Raw genomic sequence first — 15,851 nt, 5'->3', positions numbered from 1 at the left:
GCCAGCGCCGGCATCATGTCCATTCGCTGGCAATCTGCCGCACCGTATCCAGCACCTGCTGTTTGGGCGCATCCTTGCGCTTGCCGGAGCGCCAGGCCATCATCACTTCCCACTCCCACAGCGGCAAATCCCTGATCTGCAGCTTGCGCAAGCGCCCTTCGCGCAAATCGCGCCGTACGGCAACCTCGGGCATGAAGGTCAGAAAACCGTGCTCCATCGCCAGCTCTCGCGCTGCCACCGCCGGCTGTATCGCGTGCAGCGGTGATGAAACCGTGCGGTATTGCCGGACCATCGCCAGCAGTTCGTCGCAGGCATCTCCCCAGAATTGCGGTGCCAAGCGGTAATTGGCTATATCACGCATGCCAAGCTCGCCTGCTGCGGCCAACGGGTGCTTCTTGTGCACCACCGGCACAATCGCCGAGCGCCAGATGCGCTCCATCTGGATACCCGCCATTGGTGGACATTTCAGCACAAAGCCGACTTGCGCGCTGTCACTGAGCAGCCGTTCCATGATGGCATTCGAATGATCTGTACTACAGCGAATCTCGAACGGTGCATCAGCCAGCGCCAGCAAGATAGGCGCAAAGGTCACCGATGACAGCGAGGGCAGACAGGCGAGCGTAATGCGCGGCAAGGATGGCGCACCTTGCAGCTCCAGCCGGCCGGACTGGATCGCAGCCAGCGCGTCTCTGGCCGCCGGCAGGAAGCGATGGCAGGCCTCGGTCGCCACCGCACCGCGCCGGTGGCGACGAAACAGCAGACTGCCCAGAGACTCCTCCAGCACGGCAACCCGCTGGCTGACCTGGGGTTGCGACCACCCTCTTCTGGCCGCGGCCTGACTGAAGCTGCCGCAATCGGCGATATCCAGCAGCAACTGCAAATCATCAAGTGAGATAGACATAATAAAAACCGATACAAAATATAAGGTGTTACCCGCTTCTTAAATATCTTATCCGGCTGGACAATCCCTGTTCAATTGCAACAGAAAGATAATGATGGCTCACCCGGACAAGTTACGGCGCTTTGGTCGCCGCTTTATCATGGCAGACCACGTCCTGTCCGTTATCGGCTTTTTCGTAGTGTTTCCGCTGATCAGCCTGCATTTTGTCGACCACCTGGGCTGGGCTGCTGCCAGCGTGGGGCTTGCGCTCGCCTTGCGCCAGTTTTGCCAGCAAGGATTGGGGCTGATTGGCGGCACCTTGGCCGACCGCTTCGGTGCCCGTCCGCTGATCATCACCGGCATGATCTGGCGGGCCGGCGGCTTTGCCCTGCTGGCCAATGCCAGCAATCACTGGTGGCTGTTTGCCGCCTGTATCCTGTCCGGCCTCGGCGGCGCCCTGTTCGATCCGCCAAGAGCTGCGCTGATCATCAAGCTGACCCGTGTGCCGGAGCGCAACCGCTTTTACACCCTGCTGATGATGCAGGAGAGCGCCGGTGCTGTATTCGGTGCCCTGCTTGGCAGCTGGCTGTTCCATTTTGACTTCTGGTGGGTAGGTATGGGCGGCTGTGCAATCTTCCTGACTGCGGCCTTGCTGAACTATCTGCTGCTGCCCGATTACCGTCTGTCACCGAGCAAACAGACCCTGCTCGAGAATGCGGCCAACGTGCTGCAAGACCGCTCTTACATGAAGCTGGTACTGATCCTCAGCGGCTACTACATCATGCTGGTGCAGATCATGCTGCTGATCCCGATTACGCTGAAGCAGATGAGTGGCAGCGCCATGACCGTCAGCTGGCTCTTCACCATGGAAACGATACTGACCCTGCTGCTGATGTATCCGCTGGCCCAGCTCGGTGAAAAGTATCTGGCACAGACCCAGCGCATCCTGATCGGCATCGTGCTGATCACGCTCAGCCTGCTGGCAATGTGCTGGATTACACAGACGTGGATGGCTTTTGTCGTGCTGGCGGTGTTTTATCTGGGCAATATCATCGTCGAACCCGCCCGCGAGGCTTATCTTGCCAGTCTGGCCAAGCCGCATGCCAAGGCCAGCTATATGGGCATGAGCCGCATCGGTCTGGCGATCGGCGGCGCTATCGGTTACACCGGCGGCGGCTGGTTGCTTGATCTGGCACGCAGCCAGCAACAACCCTGGCTGCCATGGCTGACACTGGCCGTCATCGGCGCGATTACCTGCCTCATGCTGCTGCGGCATTGCTTCCAGCTATCCGGACAAGCGCCTCAGGCCGCTCTGGCAGCAAGCTGACACCCGCACTGCAAACAAAGGAACTGCAGACAAAGAAAAAGCCCGCATCTGCGGGCTTTTTCTTTAATCCGGCAAACTGATCAAGCTGCCTGGATATTCGATGCTTGGCTGCCTTTAGGACCTTGAACAATGTCAAAGGTCACACGCTGACCTTCGGTCAGGGTCTTGAAGCCTGGCATATTGATCGCAGAGAAGTGCGCGAACAAGTCATCACCACCACCATCAGGAGTAATGAAGCCAAAACCTTTTGCATCGTTGAACCACTTAACAATACCAGTTGCCATTTAATCTGAATCCTTCATGACATATTAACCGGCAGCCGAGCTGCCACTTTGCACCGCCACTCAATAAGCATAAAGAATATGCGAAATGGCAAAAGCGCTACGGACGTTTTTACGCCTGCCGTACCCAAACGTCAAGAGCCTTGTATTTTGCAGCGCAAAAAGCTTGAAAAAAAATACAGATGGTCCAACCTAGTGCCATAACCGGAACAGCTGAAATCAACCATGTCTACGCAGTTTCAAGATGACACCACGCTTCAGGCATCACGCACCCAGGTAAAGCCCCCACCGCTTTACAAGGTCTTGCTTCTTAACGATGACTTCACCCCGATGGATTTTGTCGTAGACGTATTGCAAAAATTTTTTTACATGAACGCCGAAAAGGCTACCCGTGTAATGCTGCAGGTCCATACTGAAGGCAAAGGTGTTTGTGGCGTTTATACTAAAGACGTGGCCGCAACCAAAGTCGAACAGGTCATGCAGCACGCAAAGACACATGAACAACCCTTGCAGTGTGTCATGGAGGAAAACTGATGATTGCCCAAGAACTTGAAGTAAGCCTGCACATGGCGTTTATGGAAGCACGGCGCAAACGGCATGAACTCATCAGCGTCGAGCACCTGCTGCTGGCCATGACTGACAATCCGTCAGCCGCCGAGGTTCTGCGTGCCTGCGGCGTCAATATCGAACAACTGAAAAAACAGCTGGATGACTTCATCAACGAACACACGCCGACCGTTCCTGGCGAGGATGAAGTTGAAACCCAGCCGACCCTTGGCTTCCAGCGCGTCATCCAGCGCGCGATCCTGCACGTACAATCGTCAGGCAAAAAAGAAGTCAATGGCGCAAACATCCTCGTCGCCATCTTCGGCGAAAAGGACTCCCATGCCGTGTACTACCTGCATCAGCAGGGTACGTCGCGACTGGATGTTGTCAACTTCATCTCGCACGGCATTACCAAACACAACCCCAAAACCGGTAGCAGCCCTGCCCCCGAATCGTCCGACCATGGCGATGGCGAGCAGGACGACAGCAGCAGTAGCGCTGGTGGCGCACTGGAAAGCTATACCCAGAACCTCAACCAGCAAGCCCGTGAAGGTCGTATCGATCCGTTGATCGGCCGTGCTGCCGAAGTTGAACGCGTGATTCAGGTGCTGTGCCGCCGTCGCAAGAACAACCCTTTGCTCGCGGGTGAAGCCGGTGTCGGCAAGACCGCGATTGCCGAAGGTCTTGCACGCCGCATCGTGAATGGTGATGTGCCCGAAGTTCTGGCCAATGCCACGGTCTACTCGCTGGACATGGGCGCACTGCTTGCCGGCACCAAGTATCGTGGTGATTTCGAGCAACGTCTGAAGCAGGTTATTCGCCAGCTGGCCGAAGACAAAGGTGCCATCCTGTTTATCGACGAGATTCACACCCTGATCGGTGCAGGCTCCGCCTCGGGCGGTACGCTGGATGCATCCAACCTGCTGAAGCCAGCGCTATCCAATGGCAGCCTGCGCTGCATCGGTGCGACAACCTATAACGAATACCGCGGCATCTTCGAAAAAGACAGCGCGCTTTCTCGCCGCTTCCAGAAAATCGATGTTGTCGAGCCTACCGTCGAGCAGACCATCGAAATTCTGAAGGGCCTGAAAACCCGCTTTGAAGAACACCATGGCGTGAAGTACACCTTGGCCGCGCTGTCGACTGCCGCCGAATTGTCCGCACGCTATATCAACGATCGTCACCTGCCTGACAAGGCAATTGATGTGATTGATGAAGCCGGTGCTGCCCAGCGCATTCTGCCGAAATCCCGCCAGAAAAAAGTCATCAACAAGAGCGAGATTGAAGAAATCATCGCCAAGATTGCACGCATTCCACCAAAGACAGTCTCCAGCGATGACCGTAATGTGCTGAAGAACCTGGAACGCGATCTGAAGAGCGTGGTATTCGGCCAGGAAAAAGCCATCGAGGCGATGACTGCTGCCATCAAGATGGCGCGCTCCGGCCTTGGCAATCCGCAAAAGCCGATCGGCTCCTTCCTGTTCTCCGGCCCTACCGGCGTCGGCAAGACCGAGGTCGCCAAGCAGCTCGCCTACTTCCTTGGCGTCGAACTGATCCGCTTTGACATGTCGGAATACATGGAACGCCATGCGGTTTCCCGCCTGATTGGTGCACCTCCGGGCTATGTCGGTTTCGAACAGGGTGGTTTGCTGACCGAAGCCGTCAACAAGCATCCGTATGCCGTGCTGCTGCTCGACGAAATCGAAAAAGCCCATCCGGACATCTTCAATGTCCTGCTGCAGGTCATGGACCATGGCAAGCTGACGGACAATAACGGTCGCAAGGCTGACTTCCGCAATGTGGTGATCATCATGACCACCAATGCCGGTGCCGAAGCACTGTCCAAGTCCTCGATAGGCTTTACCAGCAGCAAGCAGGCTGGCGACGAGATGGCCGACATCAAGCGTCTGTTCAGCCCGGAATTCCGCAACCGCCTGGATGCGATCATCCCGTTCCGCATGCTGGACGAAGAGATCATCATGCAGGTTGTCGACAAATTCCTGCTGCAACTGGAGCAGCAACTGTCCGAGAAGAAAGTCGAAGCACATTTCTCCGACAATCTGCGCAAGATGCTGGCCAAGAAAGGTTTCGATCCGCAAATGGGCGCTCGCCCTATGGCACGCCTGATTCAGGACATGATCAGGAAGGCACTGGCCGACGAGCTGTTGTTTGGCAAGCTGGTCAACGGTGGCCAGGTCAATGTCGATCTGGACGATCAGGACAATATCCGGTTGACCTTCGAAGAAGTGGCCCTGGAACCCGCTTGAGCAATGCGGCCAACCTTTTGTCACTTTTAAAAAATCCCGCCTCTGGCGGGATTTTTTTATCCGCGCGGATGGTGCTGCTGGTGCAAGGCCTTCAGGCGCTCACGTGCAACATGTGTATAAATCTGCGTAGTCGACAAACTGGCATGGCCAAGCAGTAGCTGTACCACGCGCAAGTCGGCACCGTGATTGACCAGATGCGTGGCAAAAGCATGACGCAAGGTGTGCGGGCTGATTGCGGGCAACCCTTCCCGTTTGGCGTATTTGCTGATCAGATACCAGGCCATCTGTCGCGTCATGGCCTTTTTCTGCTGGCTAGGAAATACGGCATCGCAGCGCACACCGGCCAATAACAATACCCGGCCCTCAGCAAGAAAGCGGCGCAACCATGACTCGGCAACTTCTCCCAGCGGCACCAGACGCTCTTTATCGCCCTTGCCGATAATACGGACGAAACCCTCATTCAGATGCAGCTGCCCAAGACTCATGCCGACCAGCTCACTGATACGCAAGCCGGTAGCGTACAAGACCTCCAGCATCGCCCGATCACGCAGTCCCAAGATTGTTTCGGTATCTGGTGCGGCCAACAACAACTCGACATGGCGCTCGGAAATCGACTTGGGCAAGCGCAAGCCAAGCTTGGGTGAAAGCAGTTTCTCGGCCGGATTATCATCGCGCAGCTGTTGCGAGCACAGGTACTGATAGAAACGGCGAATCGCTGACAATCGACGTGCCCGAGTCGCGGGCTTATCAACATCAATCAGAGCAAGCAGGACTCTCTCAAGCGCCGCGACATCCGCATCCGGTAAACTGGTTTCGGATTCTTGCAGCAGCGCTGCAATACGCAGCAGATCACGACGATAGGCCGCCAGGGTATTGGCAGACAGATTGTCTAACAGCCATAGATGATCGAGGAAACCATCAATGCAGGCGGAAGGGTTGGTATGGATTTCTGGGCTCATGCAGGATTCCGGGCAAACAAAAAGCGCCAGTCAGACTGGCGCTTTTTGCACTGAACCGGCAAGTAATTACTTGCGGTTTGGCAGCTTTTCCTTGATACGTGCGGACTTGCCGGTACGACCACGCAGGTAGTACAGCTTGGCGCGACGAACGTCACCACGACGCTTGACTTCAATGGAAGCTACCAGCGGGGAGAACAGCTGGAAAGTACGCTCAACACCTTCGCCAGCAGACAGCTTGCGAACGGTGAATGCGCTGTTCAGACCACGGTTACGGCGGCCGATTACCACGCCTTCGTAAGCCTGCAGACGCTCGCGGTTACCTTCCTTTACCTTAACCTGAACGATTACGGTATCGCCAGGAGCGAATTCGGGAATGGTTTTGCCCAGACGAGCAATTTCTTCTTGTTCCAGTTGCTGGATCAGATCCATGTTACTACTCCTTGTTTTTACCAGAACCATGTTCCTGCTGGAACTGTGCCAGCAGCCGTGATTCCTGCTTTGTCAAAATTCGGCTTGTCAGCAAATCCGGACGCCTGAGCCAGGTCCGTCCAAGCGACTGCTGCAAACGCCATTGGGCAATCTTGGCATGGTCACCTGACAACAAAACGTCAGGAACCTTCACGCCTTCATACACTTCAGGCCTTGTGTAATGCGGGCAATCCAGCAAACCATCCACGAACGAATCCTCATACGCGGACTGCTTGTCATTCAATACCCCAGGCAACAATCGGATGATGGCATCCATCATCACCATTGCGGCCAACTCGCCACCAGAGAGCACATAGTCGCCGATAGAAATTTCTTCATCGACTTCCTGCGCAATCAGGCGCTCGTCAATACCTTCATAGCGGCCACAAAGTACGATCAAGCCCGGCATGGCAGACAATCTGACTGCATGTTCATGGTTAAGCCTGCTGCCCTGTGGTGACAGATACACCACATGACTCTTGGCTACACCCTGCTGTTGCTGACGTTGCTTTGCAGCCGCAATGGCTTTATGCAAAGGGTCGGCAAGCATGACCATGCCAGGTCCACCACCATAAGGCCTGTCGTCAATCGTCCGGTAGTTGTCATTGGTGAAATCACGTGGATTCCAAGCTGAAAACTGCCAGATGGACTGCTCTACAGCCCGTCGACTTACACCAAAACGGGTAAGTGACTCAAACATCTCGGGGAAAAGGGTGATGGCATCAATCTGCATCAATAATCCAGTTCCCACTCAACCGTAATCTGCTTGCCCGCCATATCCACCGTAGTGATATAGGCTGAAACAAACGGAATCAGGCACTGCCCATGCTCGCCGCGAACGACCAGCACGTCATTTGCCCCGGTTTCCATCAGATCCTGCACACTGCCCAGCGACTCACCGCGCTGATTGATGACCGCCAGACCGATCAGATCAGTCCAGTAATACTCGTCATCTTCAGTCGGCGGCAGCTCTGCCCGTGGCACCGCAACTTGGCAACCGCGCAAAGCCTCTGCCATATCACGATCAGTTACACCCTCAAGCTGGGCGACCAGCTGTTTGGGTTGAACTGCACCATCCTGAAAGGTATAAGGCTGCCAGTTACCTTGCTTGCCCAGATACCAGACCGGAAAGTCGAACAGACTGTCTGCGTGCTGGGTATCCGCATGAACCTTGAGCCAGCCGCGAATACCGTGGGCACCGCGGATAAAACCCATGATTGTCAGATCTTCGTCACGCATGTACAGGCTCCGTCAAAACGAAACGATTGACGGAAAATCAGGCAGCCTTAGGCTGATCTTTCAGCAGCTTGGCTACGGAGTCAGCAACCTGGGCACCATTTTCGATCCAGTGGTTGATGCGATCCATGGCCAGACGCACGCGCTCTTCTTTTTCGTTGGCTACAGGGTTGTAGAAACCAACGCGCTCGATGAAGCGGCCATCGCGACGGCTGCGGGAATCAGTAACAACTACTGCGTAGAACGGGCGATTCTTGGAACCACCACGAGCAAGACGAATCACTACCATTGTCGATTGTCCTTAAAAATACGGAATCGTGAAAAGCTTACGATTTTATGGCACTTTTCCCTTATCCTGCAAGTGCTTATTCAGCCGTAAACGCTTTTACCACGCCCAGATCTTTGGTAACGATGGTCAAAGCACGATCCTCGGGATGCACAACCACCTCGAATCCCAGCCTCGCCATCAGCTTGAGCATGCCTTTGTTGCCGGCCAGCACCTCGCCCACCATGCTTTTCAAACCCTGCTCACGTGCGGCATCAAACAAGGCCTGCATCAGGATCACGCCAATGCCTTTGCCCTGCCACGAATCAGCCACTTCCAGTGCAAATTCGCAGCTCTCCTGATCCGGATCAGTCACGTAGCGCGCTACGGCCAGCTGTTCTTCGCCATGAGGTCCGCTGCGTATCATCGCCAAAGCCATTTCGCGGTCGTAATCAAGCTGGGTAAAACGCACCAGCATGCTTTGCGACAGCTGCTTGATGCTGGACATGTAACGGTTGTAACGACTTTCTTCTGACAGATTGCGCACGAACTCCTGTTGCATTTGCGCATCTTCCGGCCGGACCGGACGGATCATAACCGGCGTTCCATCCTTCAGCATCGCACAGTGCACCATATGAGCCGGATACGGCATGATCGCCATATGGCCATAGGGCTTGCCTACGGTAAGCTGGGTTGCCGAATGAATCACGATGCGTGCATCCAGTGCCATCACGCCGGACTCGTCAGCCATCAGCGGGTTGATGTCCATCTCGCGCACTTCAGGCAGCTCGCACACCAGCTCCGACACATGCAGCACGATCTGGCGCAAGGCCTCCAGGTCAATGCCCGGCATATTCTTGAATGGTCGCAAGATCTGACCAACACGTGTCTTGTCTATCATGCGCTGCACAAGATAGTGGTTGACCGGTGGCAGGCTCAGCGACTGATCCTGCATCACCTCGACCGCAATACCACCCGCGCCAAAGGTAATCACCGGCCCGAACGAGGCATCATGCGTCACACCAACCATCAGCTCCCGCGCATAGCGGCGCTTGCGCATGGCCTGCACCGACACGCCAACAATACGGGCATCCGGCCGCGCCGCGCGGGTGCGTTCGACAATATTGCGATAGGCCTCGCGCAGACTCTGCTCATTACTGATATTGAGCTCGACACCACCCACATCCGACTTGTAAATGATGTCGGGCGAGTCGATCTTCAGCACCAAGGGATAGCCAATCTCTTCGGCGAAATCCACCGCCTGATTTTCCGTTGCGGCCAACCTCGTCGGGTTCACCGGGATATTGAAAGCCTGCAGCACCGCCTTGGATTCCAGCTCGGACAGGATGGTACGGCCCTCGGCCTGTGCCGCCGCAATCAGCTGTCGCGCCTGCGTTACATCAGGCACCAGTTGATCGCCCTCAAGCGGCGCCGGGGTTTGCAGCAGCAACTGCTGGTTTTCGTGATAGGCCGCGAGGTTGCGGAATACCTCGATCGCAAACTCGGGCGCACGGAAGTGCGCGCACTTTGACTTGGAAAACAGTTCGCGACTCTCGGCTACTTTGGCGTCGCCCAGCCATGACAGGAACAGAGGCTTGCTGCTCTCTCGCTGCAAACCCACCATCAGCTGCGCCGTGGTCAGATGATCGGTACCGGCCTGCGGGGTAAAGATCACCAGCACCCCATCCACTCCCGGATCATCCAGACAGACCTTGACCGCGGTACGGAAACGCACCGGACTGGCATCGCCAATGATGTCCACCGGATTGCTGCCCGACCAGTTGCGCGGCAGCGAATCATTCAGCAGCTCGATACTCTGCGGCGACAGCCGCGCCAACTCGACGCCATACATATAGGCACTGTCTGCGGCCAACACGCCCGGCCCGATGCCATTGGTGACGATGGCCAGCCGCTTGCCCTGCACGCGATAGTTGGCCGCCAGCACCTTGGCGGCGGTAAACAGCTGGGCAATGGTCGATACCCGCAATACACCGGCACGAGACAGCGCCGCATCAAACACATCGCCACTTTCAATCAGATTGCTGGAGTGCATGACACCAATCACGTCATCCACATAGCGGCCTGATTTCACTACCACCACCGGCTTGGTTCGCGCCGCCGCCCGCAAGGCACTCATGAAGCGCCGCGAGTCATGCACATGATGCACGTGCAGCAGAATCCCCTGGGTAAAGTTGTCCGAGACCAGATAATCAAGAATCTCGCCAAACTCGACATCCAGCGCCTCGCCGACCGAAATCACGCTGGAAAAGCCGATGCCCTTGCTGTCAGCCCAATCCAGCATTGCGGTACACAAGGCCGAAGACTGCGACACCAGCGCCAGGTTACCGGCACGCACCTTGCTGGTGTAATTACTGGCATTAAAACCGGCGACCGGTCGCATCAGCCCCAACACATTCGGCCCCTGGATACGGATGCCGTAATGTTTGGCAATCGACAAGGCTTCGTTCAGCGCCTCGCGTTCTTCGCGCTCGGAGTCGGCAAAATCCTTGGCCAGCAAGATCGCCTTGACGCCCTTCTTGCCACAATCCTTGACGATTTCGGGCAACTGCCGCAGCGCGGTTGTCACTACCGCCAGATCAACCGGCCCCTCGATCTGCCGCACCTGCTGTGTAGCCGGAATCCCGCCAACCAGGCGATGACGCAGGTTGACCGGGTAGAGCTTGCCCTGAAAGTTACCGGCCAGCAGATTGGCAAACACAGCCTGGCCAACCGAGCCAGGCTTGTCACTGGCACCGACGACGGCAACGTTTCGCGGAGAGAACAATGGCGCAAGATAATGCGGTTTCATAATTGGGCATCCTGAAAAAGGACAGGGTTAAATCATCCGATATTCACAAGGCGGAATAAACTCATTAATTGCGGCCAACCTTGTCGGCTTACCGCATCGGGCCAGTAGCGCTTGCCGGCCAATATTGCTAATCTTCTCCGTTTAAGACTGCCGTATTGTTGCGGCGCATCAAGAGTTTCCGGATAAACCCGCGGAATCACGCCCTCGCAGGAACAGAACCAACATGTCAAAACGTGTCGTCACCCTCGCCCATTACTACACCCAGCCTGAGATCCAGCAGATGGCGGACAAGGTCGGCGACAGCCTGGAGCTGTCCCTGTTTGCCCGTGAGTCCGAGGCGGATGTCATCGTCTTTGCCGGCGTTCGCTTCATGGCTGAAACCGCCAAGATTCTGAACCCGCAAGCCGAAGTGATCCTGCCGGACGCCGGCTCGACCTGTTCGCTGGTAACCCAGACCGACGTCTCCGCACTCAAGGCCTGGCGCGAGGCGCATCCGGATCACGTGCATGTGTCCTACATCAACTCGTCGGCCGCACACAAGGCGCTCTCCGACTGGATCGTCACCAGCCGCAATGTGGATGACATCATTGCCCACCTCTACGAGCAAGGCAAACAGGTGATCTTCTCGCCGGATCGCAATATGGGCGGTTATCTGAATCACCAGTATGGCTATGATATGCCTTTATGGTCGGCCGTCTGCGAAGTTCATGACAAGTTTAATGAAGCTGCACTGAATGAGGCGCTGGAAGCCGTCAATGGCGAAGCCCATCTGATCGCCCACCCGGAAAGCCCTTTGCCGGTATTGATGCGCGCGGGCTATGTCGGCTCGACTTCGGGCATGCTGAACTGGGTGAAGGCCTATGGCGGCGACAAGAAACAGGTGATCTTTGTCGCGACCGAAGACGGCATTCTCTACAATATGCGTCTCGCGCGCCCGGATCTGGACATCCGCCAGGCACCTATCTACGCCGGCTGCCAGTGCAATTCCTGTCCGTACATGAAGATGAACACCATCGAGGCGGTAAAGCGTGCGCAGCAAGGTCATGGCACGCGCATCGACTACCTCACGACTGCCGAAATGGATGCAGCCCGACTGCCGATCGAGCGTATGCTCGACTTCAGCCAGCGCTACTATCAGTAAAAACAACCGGCTTCGGCCGGTTTTTTTATTCCTGCTAATACATTCAGATTTTGCAGTCGCATGCCTGCTGGTTACAATCGGGGAAGTTGAAACGGAAAGTGCGCATGAAATTTTTAGTCAGTAACGACGACGGTTATTTTTCCCCGGGCATCACGGCTCTGGCCGAAACCCTGTCCCGCCATGGCGAAGTAGTTGTCGTGGCACCGGAAAGAGACCGCAGTGGCGCCAGCAACTCGCTGACGCTGGATCGGCCATTAAGCGTCCGGAAAGCCGCCTCCGGCTTTTACTACGTTAACGGCACCCCAACCGATTGCGTTCACGTCGCCATTACCGGCTTTCTCGACTTCAAGCCTGATATGGTGTTTTCCGGCATCAATCATGGCCCGAATATGGGCGATGACACGCTGTATTCCGGTACAGTTGCCGCCGCAACCGAAGCTTTCCTGCTCGGCGTACCGGCGGTAGCCGTCTCGCTGGCAGGCAAGCATCACAATTTCGCAACGGCACAGCTGGCAGTTGAGCGTTTGCTGGCTCGCTTTGCGGCCAACCCGCCGCAAGAGCCCATCCTGCTGAATGTCAATGTGCCGGATATCGCTGCAGATCAACTGCAAGGCATCGAGATTACCCGGCTGGGCAGGCGTCATCACGCCGAGCCGGTCATCAAAAGCACGAATCCGCGTGGTGAAACAATTTACTGGGTCGGCCCGGTGGGTGCCGAACAGGATGCCGGCGACGGCACCGACTTCAACGCCATTCGCAACAACAGGATATCCGTCACCCCGCTGATGATAGACCTGACTGCCCATGGCAAGATGGAGTACGTCAAGACATGGCTCAATCCAGCCTGATCCAGCCGGGACAGAATCACGGCATGGTGTCCGACAGGACACGACTGCGCATGATAGAACGCTTGCGCCAGCAAGGTATCAAGGACGAGCGGGTGCTTACCGCGATGTACGAGGTACCTCGCCACCTGTTTATTGATCAGGCACTGGCGACGCGCGCCTACGATGATGTCTCGCTGCCGATAGGCCTCGGACAAACCATCTCGCAGCCGCTGACTGTTGCCCGCATGACCGAAAAACTGCTGGAAGGGCGGCCACTGCCAGGCAAAATCCTTGAGGTGGGTACCGGCTGCGGCTACCAGACTGCGGTGCTGCTGAAAACGGGGGCCGAAGTCTATTCGATCGAAAGGCTGGCCGGCATTCTGGACAAGGCTCGCGTGAACCTGCGCAAGACCAAACTTGTCCATGCCAGACTGGTGCATGGCGATGGCCATCTTGGCCTGCCTGACATTGCTCCGTTTGACGGCATCATCATTACCGCCGCGGCCAGACAGGTTCCACCTGCCCTGCTGACACAACTGAAAACTGGCGGAAAGCTGATTGTTCCGGTTGGCGATGCCGAACAGCATCTGTGGAGCTTCACCAAAACCGAACAGGGCGTGCAGCAAACCCGGCTTGAGCCGGTCCGCTTCGTACCACTCCTTCCTGGCAAGCAATGAGGTCGAGGGGAAAACGCAACAACCCCCGGCCTCATAATTGTCAGACAATTTGCAAATCAATTCTCACTAGAATATAACGTCCCTACGGCAATGCTGAACTATCGAAATCAACTGCTAACCTTATTACCGGCCAGCCTGCTGCTGACAGCCTGCGCAACAGGCGGACTTCAGCCGACAGACAAGATGGCGCCAGTTGAAGAAGGACGCCAGTCCAGAGCTGCCAGCAGCAATATCGTACTGCCCAAGTCACCTACGGAAGTACAGACGCAAGCGGCCAACCTTGGCAATGCGCCTGTCAGCAATGGCGTCAGAAGCAGTAACGGTACGCACACGGTCAATGCCGGTGAAACGCTCTACCGGATTGCCGTAAATAATGGCCTGAAATATCAGGAACTTGCACAATGGAACAATCTTGACGGCTTCAACATCAAGGTTGGACAAGTTTTACGGCTGACACCGCCTGCCACCTCATCTCAGACAGTAGCAGCGACCGTCAGCAAACCGGTTGAAACTGCAACGACGCCACCAGTCGTCGTAACCGGCAACAACAAACAGTTTCCCAAAGGCTTGAAAGTGCCGTTCAGTGAAGCGGCAGTCAAGCAGCTGCCAGTGCAGGCAGAAGGTGGCAAAGCCGTCAGCCCTCCTCCTGCTGTTGCCGCCGTCACGACACCGACGCCACCGGTCGCCAAACCCACACCGGCTCCAGGCAATACTCCTGCACCACAGGCAGGAAAAACTGAAACCAAAACAACTGATAGCGCGCCACCAGCCAAAAGTAGTGGCGAGCCTCCCGTCGCAGCGACAAGTGGTGACTGGACATGGCCAACCGAAGGCAAGGTGGTACGTGGCTTCTCGGAGCAGAACAAAGGCATCAATATCGCCGGCAAGATGGGGCAAGCTGTACTTGCGGCCAACGGTGGCAAGGTGGTCTACAGCGGCAGCGGCCTGCGCGGTTATGGCAAGCTCGTGATTATTCGCCACGACAAGACTTTCCTCTCGGCCTATGCCCACAACAGCGCGCTAATGGTCAAAGAGGGCCAGGCAGTAAAGAAAGGTCAGAAAATTGCCGAAATGGGGGATAGCGACGCCGATCAGGTGAAGCTGCACTTCGAAATACGGGAACTGGGCAAGCCGGTTGATCCGGCCAAGTACCTGGGTAACAGGCCCTAAAACAGCGTCGAACTGTACCGGGCCAATCGTCAACAGGGGGATTGCGTCATGAATGATGATCTGGAACTACTCGAAGAAGTACTCGAAGAGGAAACCGAGCAGGAAGCAGAAGCCCGGGAAGATGCTGAACCAGAAGAAAGCACGATCAATGCAACGGTAAGCGAAGTGACCGATGTCACCCAGATTTATCTGAATGATATCGGTAACAACGCCCTGCTGACGCCAGCCGAAGAGCTGGCCTTGGCTCGCCGCGTGACGCAAGGCGACTTCGCCGCACGCCAGAAAATGATCGAGCACAATCTGCGACTGGTCGTGAACATTGCCAAACATTACATCAACCGTGGCCTTGCCCTGCTTGATCTGATCGAGGAAGGCAATATCGGTCTGATGCATGCGCTGGAAAAATTCGACCCAGAACGCGGCTTCCGCTTCTCGACCTATGCCACCTGGTGGATACGCCAAAGCGTCGAGCGCGCTATCATGAACCAGTCGCGCACGATCCGCCTGCCGGTACATGTCATCAAGGAGCTCAACATCTATCTGCGCGCTTTCCGCCATCTGGAAAGCCAGATAGGTCGCGAGCCGACGCTGGAAGAAGTTGCCCACCTGGTTGACAAGCCGGTTGATGAAGTACGCCGTGTCCTGAATCTCAACGAGCGTATGGCTTCACTGGATGCGCCCTTGGATATTGACCCGATGCTGTCCATCGGAGAGTCGATTCCGGATGACCAGCACGAAGAGCCTGATTTGCAGCTGCATAACACCCAGATCGAACACTTCGTGCAGGACTGGCTGTCACAGCTGACTGACAAGCAACGCATGGTGATCGAGCGTCGTTATGGCTTGAATAATCACGAGATCTGCACGCTGGAAGAGTTGGCCGCAACCCTGAGCCTGACACGCGAACGGGTGCGCCAGATCCAGATCGAAGCCCTCGAGCATCTGCGCCGCATTCTGCGCCGCAAAGGTATCTCCAAGGACTTCCTGCTCTAACAATC

General features: G+C 56.2%; 16 protein-coding genes. 8 read left to right on the top strand and 8 right to left on the bottom strand.

The window, feature by feature from the left end:
- Positions 1-13: 13 nt before the first annotated feature.
- Entirely contained in the window at positions 14-901 is an 888-nt protein-coding gene (locus ACZ9W6_RS14625) for a LysR family transcriptional regulator (protein ID WP_465191902.1), read from the bottom strand.
- 91 nt (positions 902-992) lie between these two features.
- On the opposite strand from ACZ9W6_RS14625, the gene mdtH reads away from it, so the two are divergent.
- A complete protein-coding gene (gene mdtH / locus ACZ9W6_RS14620) occupies positions 993-2,207 on the top strand; it encodes a multidrug efflux MFS transporter MdtH (protein ID WP_465191901.1) in 1,215 nt (404 codons plus the stop codon).
- A gap of 80 nt (positions 2,208-2,287) precedes the next feature.
- On the opposite strand, the gene ACZ9W6_RS14615 is transcribed toward mdtH, so the two are convergent.
- Positions 2,288-2,491: a cold-shock protein gene (locus ACZ9W6_RS14615; protein ID WP_465191900.1), complete on the bottom strand. Its 204-nt coding sequence runs from the start codon at positions 2,489-2,491 to the stop codon at positions 2,288-2,290.
- A 222-nt stretch (positions 2,492-2,713) separates the two neighbouring features.
- Here ACZ9W6_RS14615 and clpS point away from each other — a divergent pair, with 222 nt between their 5' ends.
- Together clpS and clpA are read left to right on the top strand one after the other, a co-directional pair.
- Positions 2,714-3,022 carry an ATP-dependent Clp protease adapter ClpS gene (gene clpS / locus ACZ9W6_RS14610; protein ID WP_465191899.1) on the top strand — a complete coding sequence of 103 codons (309 nt, stop codon included), beginning with the start codon at positions 2,714-2,716 and terminating at the stop codon, positions 3,020-3,022.
- Positions 3,022-5,301: an ATP-dependent Clp protease ATP-binding subunit ClpA gene (gene clpA, locus ACZ9W6_RS14605; protein WP_465191898.1), complete on the top strand. Its 2,280-nt coding sequence runs from the start codon at positions 3,022-3,024 to the stop codon at positions 5,299-5,301. Before clpS ends, clpA begins: the two co-directional genes overlap by 1 nt.
- 56 nt (positions 5,302-5,357) lie before the next feature.
- On the opposite strand, the gene xerD is transcribed toward clpA, so the two are convergent.
- The 6 genes from xerD to ACZ9W6_RS14575 form a co-directional block, all read right to left on the bottom strand.
- Positions 5,358-6,260 carry a site-specific tyrosine recombinase XerD gene (gene xerD / locus ACZ9W6_RS14600; protein ID WP_465191897.1) on the bottom strand — a complete coding sequence of 301 codons (903 nt, stop codon included), beginning with the start codon at positions 6,258-6,260 and terminating at the stop codon, positions 5,358-5,360.
- A 66-nt stretch (positions 6,261-6,326) separates the two neighbouring features.
- The gene (rplS, locus tag ACZ9W6_RS14595; protein ID WP_465191896.1) at positions 6,327-6,689 is read right to left on the bottom strand and encodes a 50S ribosomal protein L19; all 363 of its coding nucleotides are present in this window, start codon (positions 6,687-6,689) and stop codon (positions 6,327-6,329) included.
- 4 nt (positions 6,690-6,693) lie between these two features.
- A complete protein-coding gene (trmD, locus tag ACZ9W6_RS14590) occupies positions 6,694-7,461 on the bottom strand; it encodes a tRNA (guanosine(37)-N1)-methyltransferase TrmD (protein ID WP_465191895.1) in 768 nt (255 codons plus the stop codon).
- Complete coding sequence (rimM, locus tag ACZ9W6_RS14585) at positions 7,461-7,943, bottom strand: ribosome maturation factor RimM (protein ID WP_465192019.1); 483 nt, start codon at positions 7,941-7,943, stop codon at positions 7,461-7,463. Before rimM ends, trmD begins: the two co-directional genes overlap by 1 nt.
- A gap of 61 nt (positions 7,944-8,004) precedes the next feature.
- Positions 8,005-8,253: a 30S ribosomal protein S16 gene (gene rpsP / locus ACZ9W6_RS14580; RefSeq protein WP_465191894.1), complete on the bottom strand. Its 249-nt coding sequence runs from the start codon at positions 8,251-8,253 to the stop codon at positions 8,005-8,007.
- 76 nt (positions 8,254-8,329) lie between these two features.
- Complete coding sequence (locus ACZ9W6_RS14575; RefSeq protein ID WP_465191893.1) at positions 8,330-11,038, bottom strand: bifunctional acetate--CoA ligase family protein/GNAT family N-acetyltransferase; 2,709 nt, start codon at positions 11,036-11,038, stop codon at positions 8,330-8,332.
- Positions 11,039-11,261: 223 nt separating this feature from the next.
- Between ACZ9W6_RS14575 and nadA the strand changes: the two genes are divergently transcribed.
- The 5 genes from nadA (at position 11,262) to rpoS (ending at position 15,846) form a co-directional block, all read left to right on the top strand.
- Positions 11,262-12,179, top strand: coding sequence for a quinolinate synthase NadA (gene nadA / locus ACZ9W6_RS14570; protein WP_465191892.1), 918 nt, complete (start codon positions 11,262-11,264; stop codon positions 12,177-12,179).
- A gap of 104 nt (positions 12,180-12,283) precedes the next feature.
- The gene (gene surE, locus ACZ9W6_RS14565; protein WP_465191891.1) at positions 12,284-13,027 is read left to right on the top strand and encodes a 5'/3'-nucleotidase SurE; all 744 of its coding nucleotides are present in this window, start codon (positions 12,284-12,286) and stop codon (positions 13,025-13,027) included.
- Positions 13,009-13,683 (top strand): protein-L-isoaspartate(D-aspartate) O-methyltransferase, encoded by a 675-nt coding sequence (locus tag ACZ9W6_RS14560; protein ID WP_465191890.1) that lies wholly within the window; start codon positions 13,009-13,011, stop codon positions 13,681-13,683. The genes surE and ACZ9W6_RS14560 overlap by 19 nt, the downstream gene beginning before the upstream one ends.
- 90 nt (positions 13,684-13,773) lie before the next feature.
- A complete protein-coding gene (locus ACZ9W6_RS14555) occupies positions 13,774-14,853 on the top strand; it encodes a peptidoglycan DD-metalloendopeptidase family protein (protein ID WP_465191889.1) in 1,080 nt (359 codons plus the stop codon).
- 48 nt (positions 14,854-14,901) lie between these two features.
- Entirely contained in the window at positions 14,902-15,846 is a 945-nt protein-coding gene (gene rpoS / locus ACZ9W6_RS14550) for an RNA polymerase sigma factor RpoS (protein WP_465191888.1), read from the top strand.
- The last annotated feature ends 5 nt before the right edge of the window (positions 15,847-15,851 follow it).

The organism is Vogesella lacus, from assembly GCF_979366295.1.
Note: the sequence above shows the minus strand (reverse complement) of the source record. Positions and strands in the feature narration are given on the sequence as shown.

Bases quoted from the DNA above. Each gene is read 5' to 3' on its own strand.
- ACZ9W6_RS14625 (WP_465191902.1), bottom strand. From the start codon at position 901: ATGTCTATCTCACTTGATGATTTGCAGTTGCTGCTGGATATCGCCGAT.
- mdtH (WP_465191901.1), top strand. From the start codon at position 993: ATGATGGCTCACCCGGACAAGTTACGGCGCTTTGGTCGCCGCTTTATC.
- ACZ9W6_RS14615 (WP_465191900.1), bottom strand. From the start codon at position 2,491: ATGGCAACTGGTATTGTTAAGTGGTTCAACGATGCAAAAGGTTTTGGC.
- clpS (WP_465191899.1), top strand. From the start codon at position 2,714: ATGTCTACGCAGTTTCAAGATGACACCACGCTTCAGGCATCACGCACC.
- clpA (WP_465191898.1), top strand. From the start codon at position 3,022: ATGATTGCCCAAGAACTTGAAGTAAGCCTGCACATGGCGTTTATGGAA.
- xerD (WP_465191897.1), bottom strand. From the start codon at position 6,260: ATGAGCCCAGAAATCCATACCAACCCTTCCGCCTGCATTGATGGTTTC.
- rplS (WP_465191896.1), bottom strand. From the start codon at position 6,689: ATGGATCTGATCCAGCAACTGGAACAAGAAGAAATTGCTCGTCTGGGC.
- trmD (WP_465191895.1), bottom strand. From the start codon at position 7,461: ATGCAGATTGATGCCATCACCCTTTTCCCCGAGATGTTTGAGTCACTT.
- rimM (WP_465192019.1), bottom strand. From the start codon at position 7,943: ATGGGTTTTATCCGCGGTGCCCACGGTATTCGCGGCTGGCTCAAGGTT.
- rpsP (WP_465191894.1), bottom strand. From the start codon at position 8,253: ATGGTAGTGATTCGTCTTGCTCGTGGTGGTTCCAAGAATCGCCCGTTC.
- ACZ9W6_RS14575 (WP_465191893.1), bottom strand. From the start codon at position 11,038: ATGAAACCGCATTATCTTGCGCCATTGTTCTCTCCGCGAAACGTTGCC.
- nadA (WP_465191892.1), top strand. From the start codon at position 11,262: ATGTCAAAACGTGTCGTCACCCTCGCCCATTACTACACCCAGCCTGAG.
- surE (WP_465191891.1), top strand. From the start codon at position 12,284: ATGAAATTTTTAGTCAGTAACGACGACGGTTATTTTTCCCCGGGCATC.
- ACZ9W6_RS14560 (WP_465191890.1), top strand. From the start codon at position 13,009: ATGGCTCAATCCAGCCTGATCCAGCCGGGACAGAATCACGGCATGGTG.
- ACZ9W6_RS14555 (WP_465191889.1), top strand. From the start codon at position 13,774: ATGCTGAACTATCGAAATCAACTGCTAACCTTATTACCGGCCAGCCTG.
- rpoS (WP_465191888.1), top strand. From the start codon at position 14,902: ATGAATGATGATCTGGAACTACTCGAAGAAGTACTCGAAGAGGAAACC.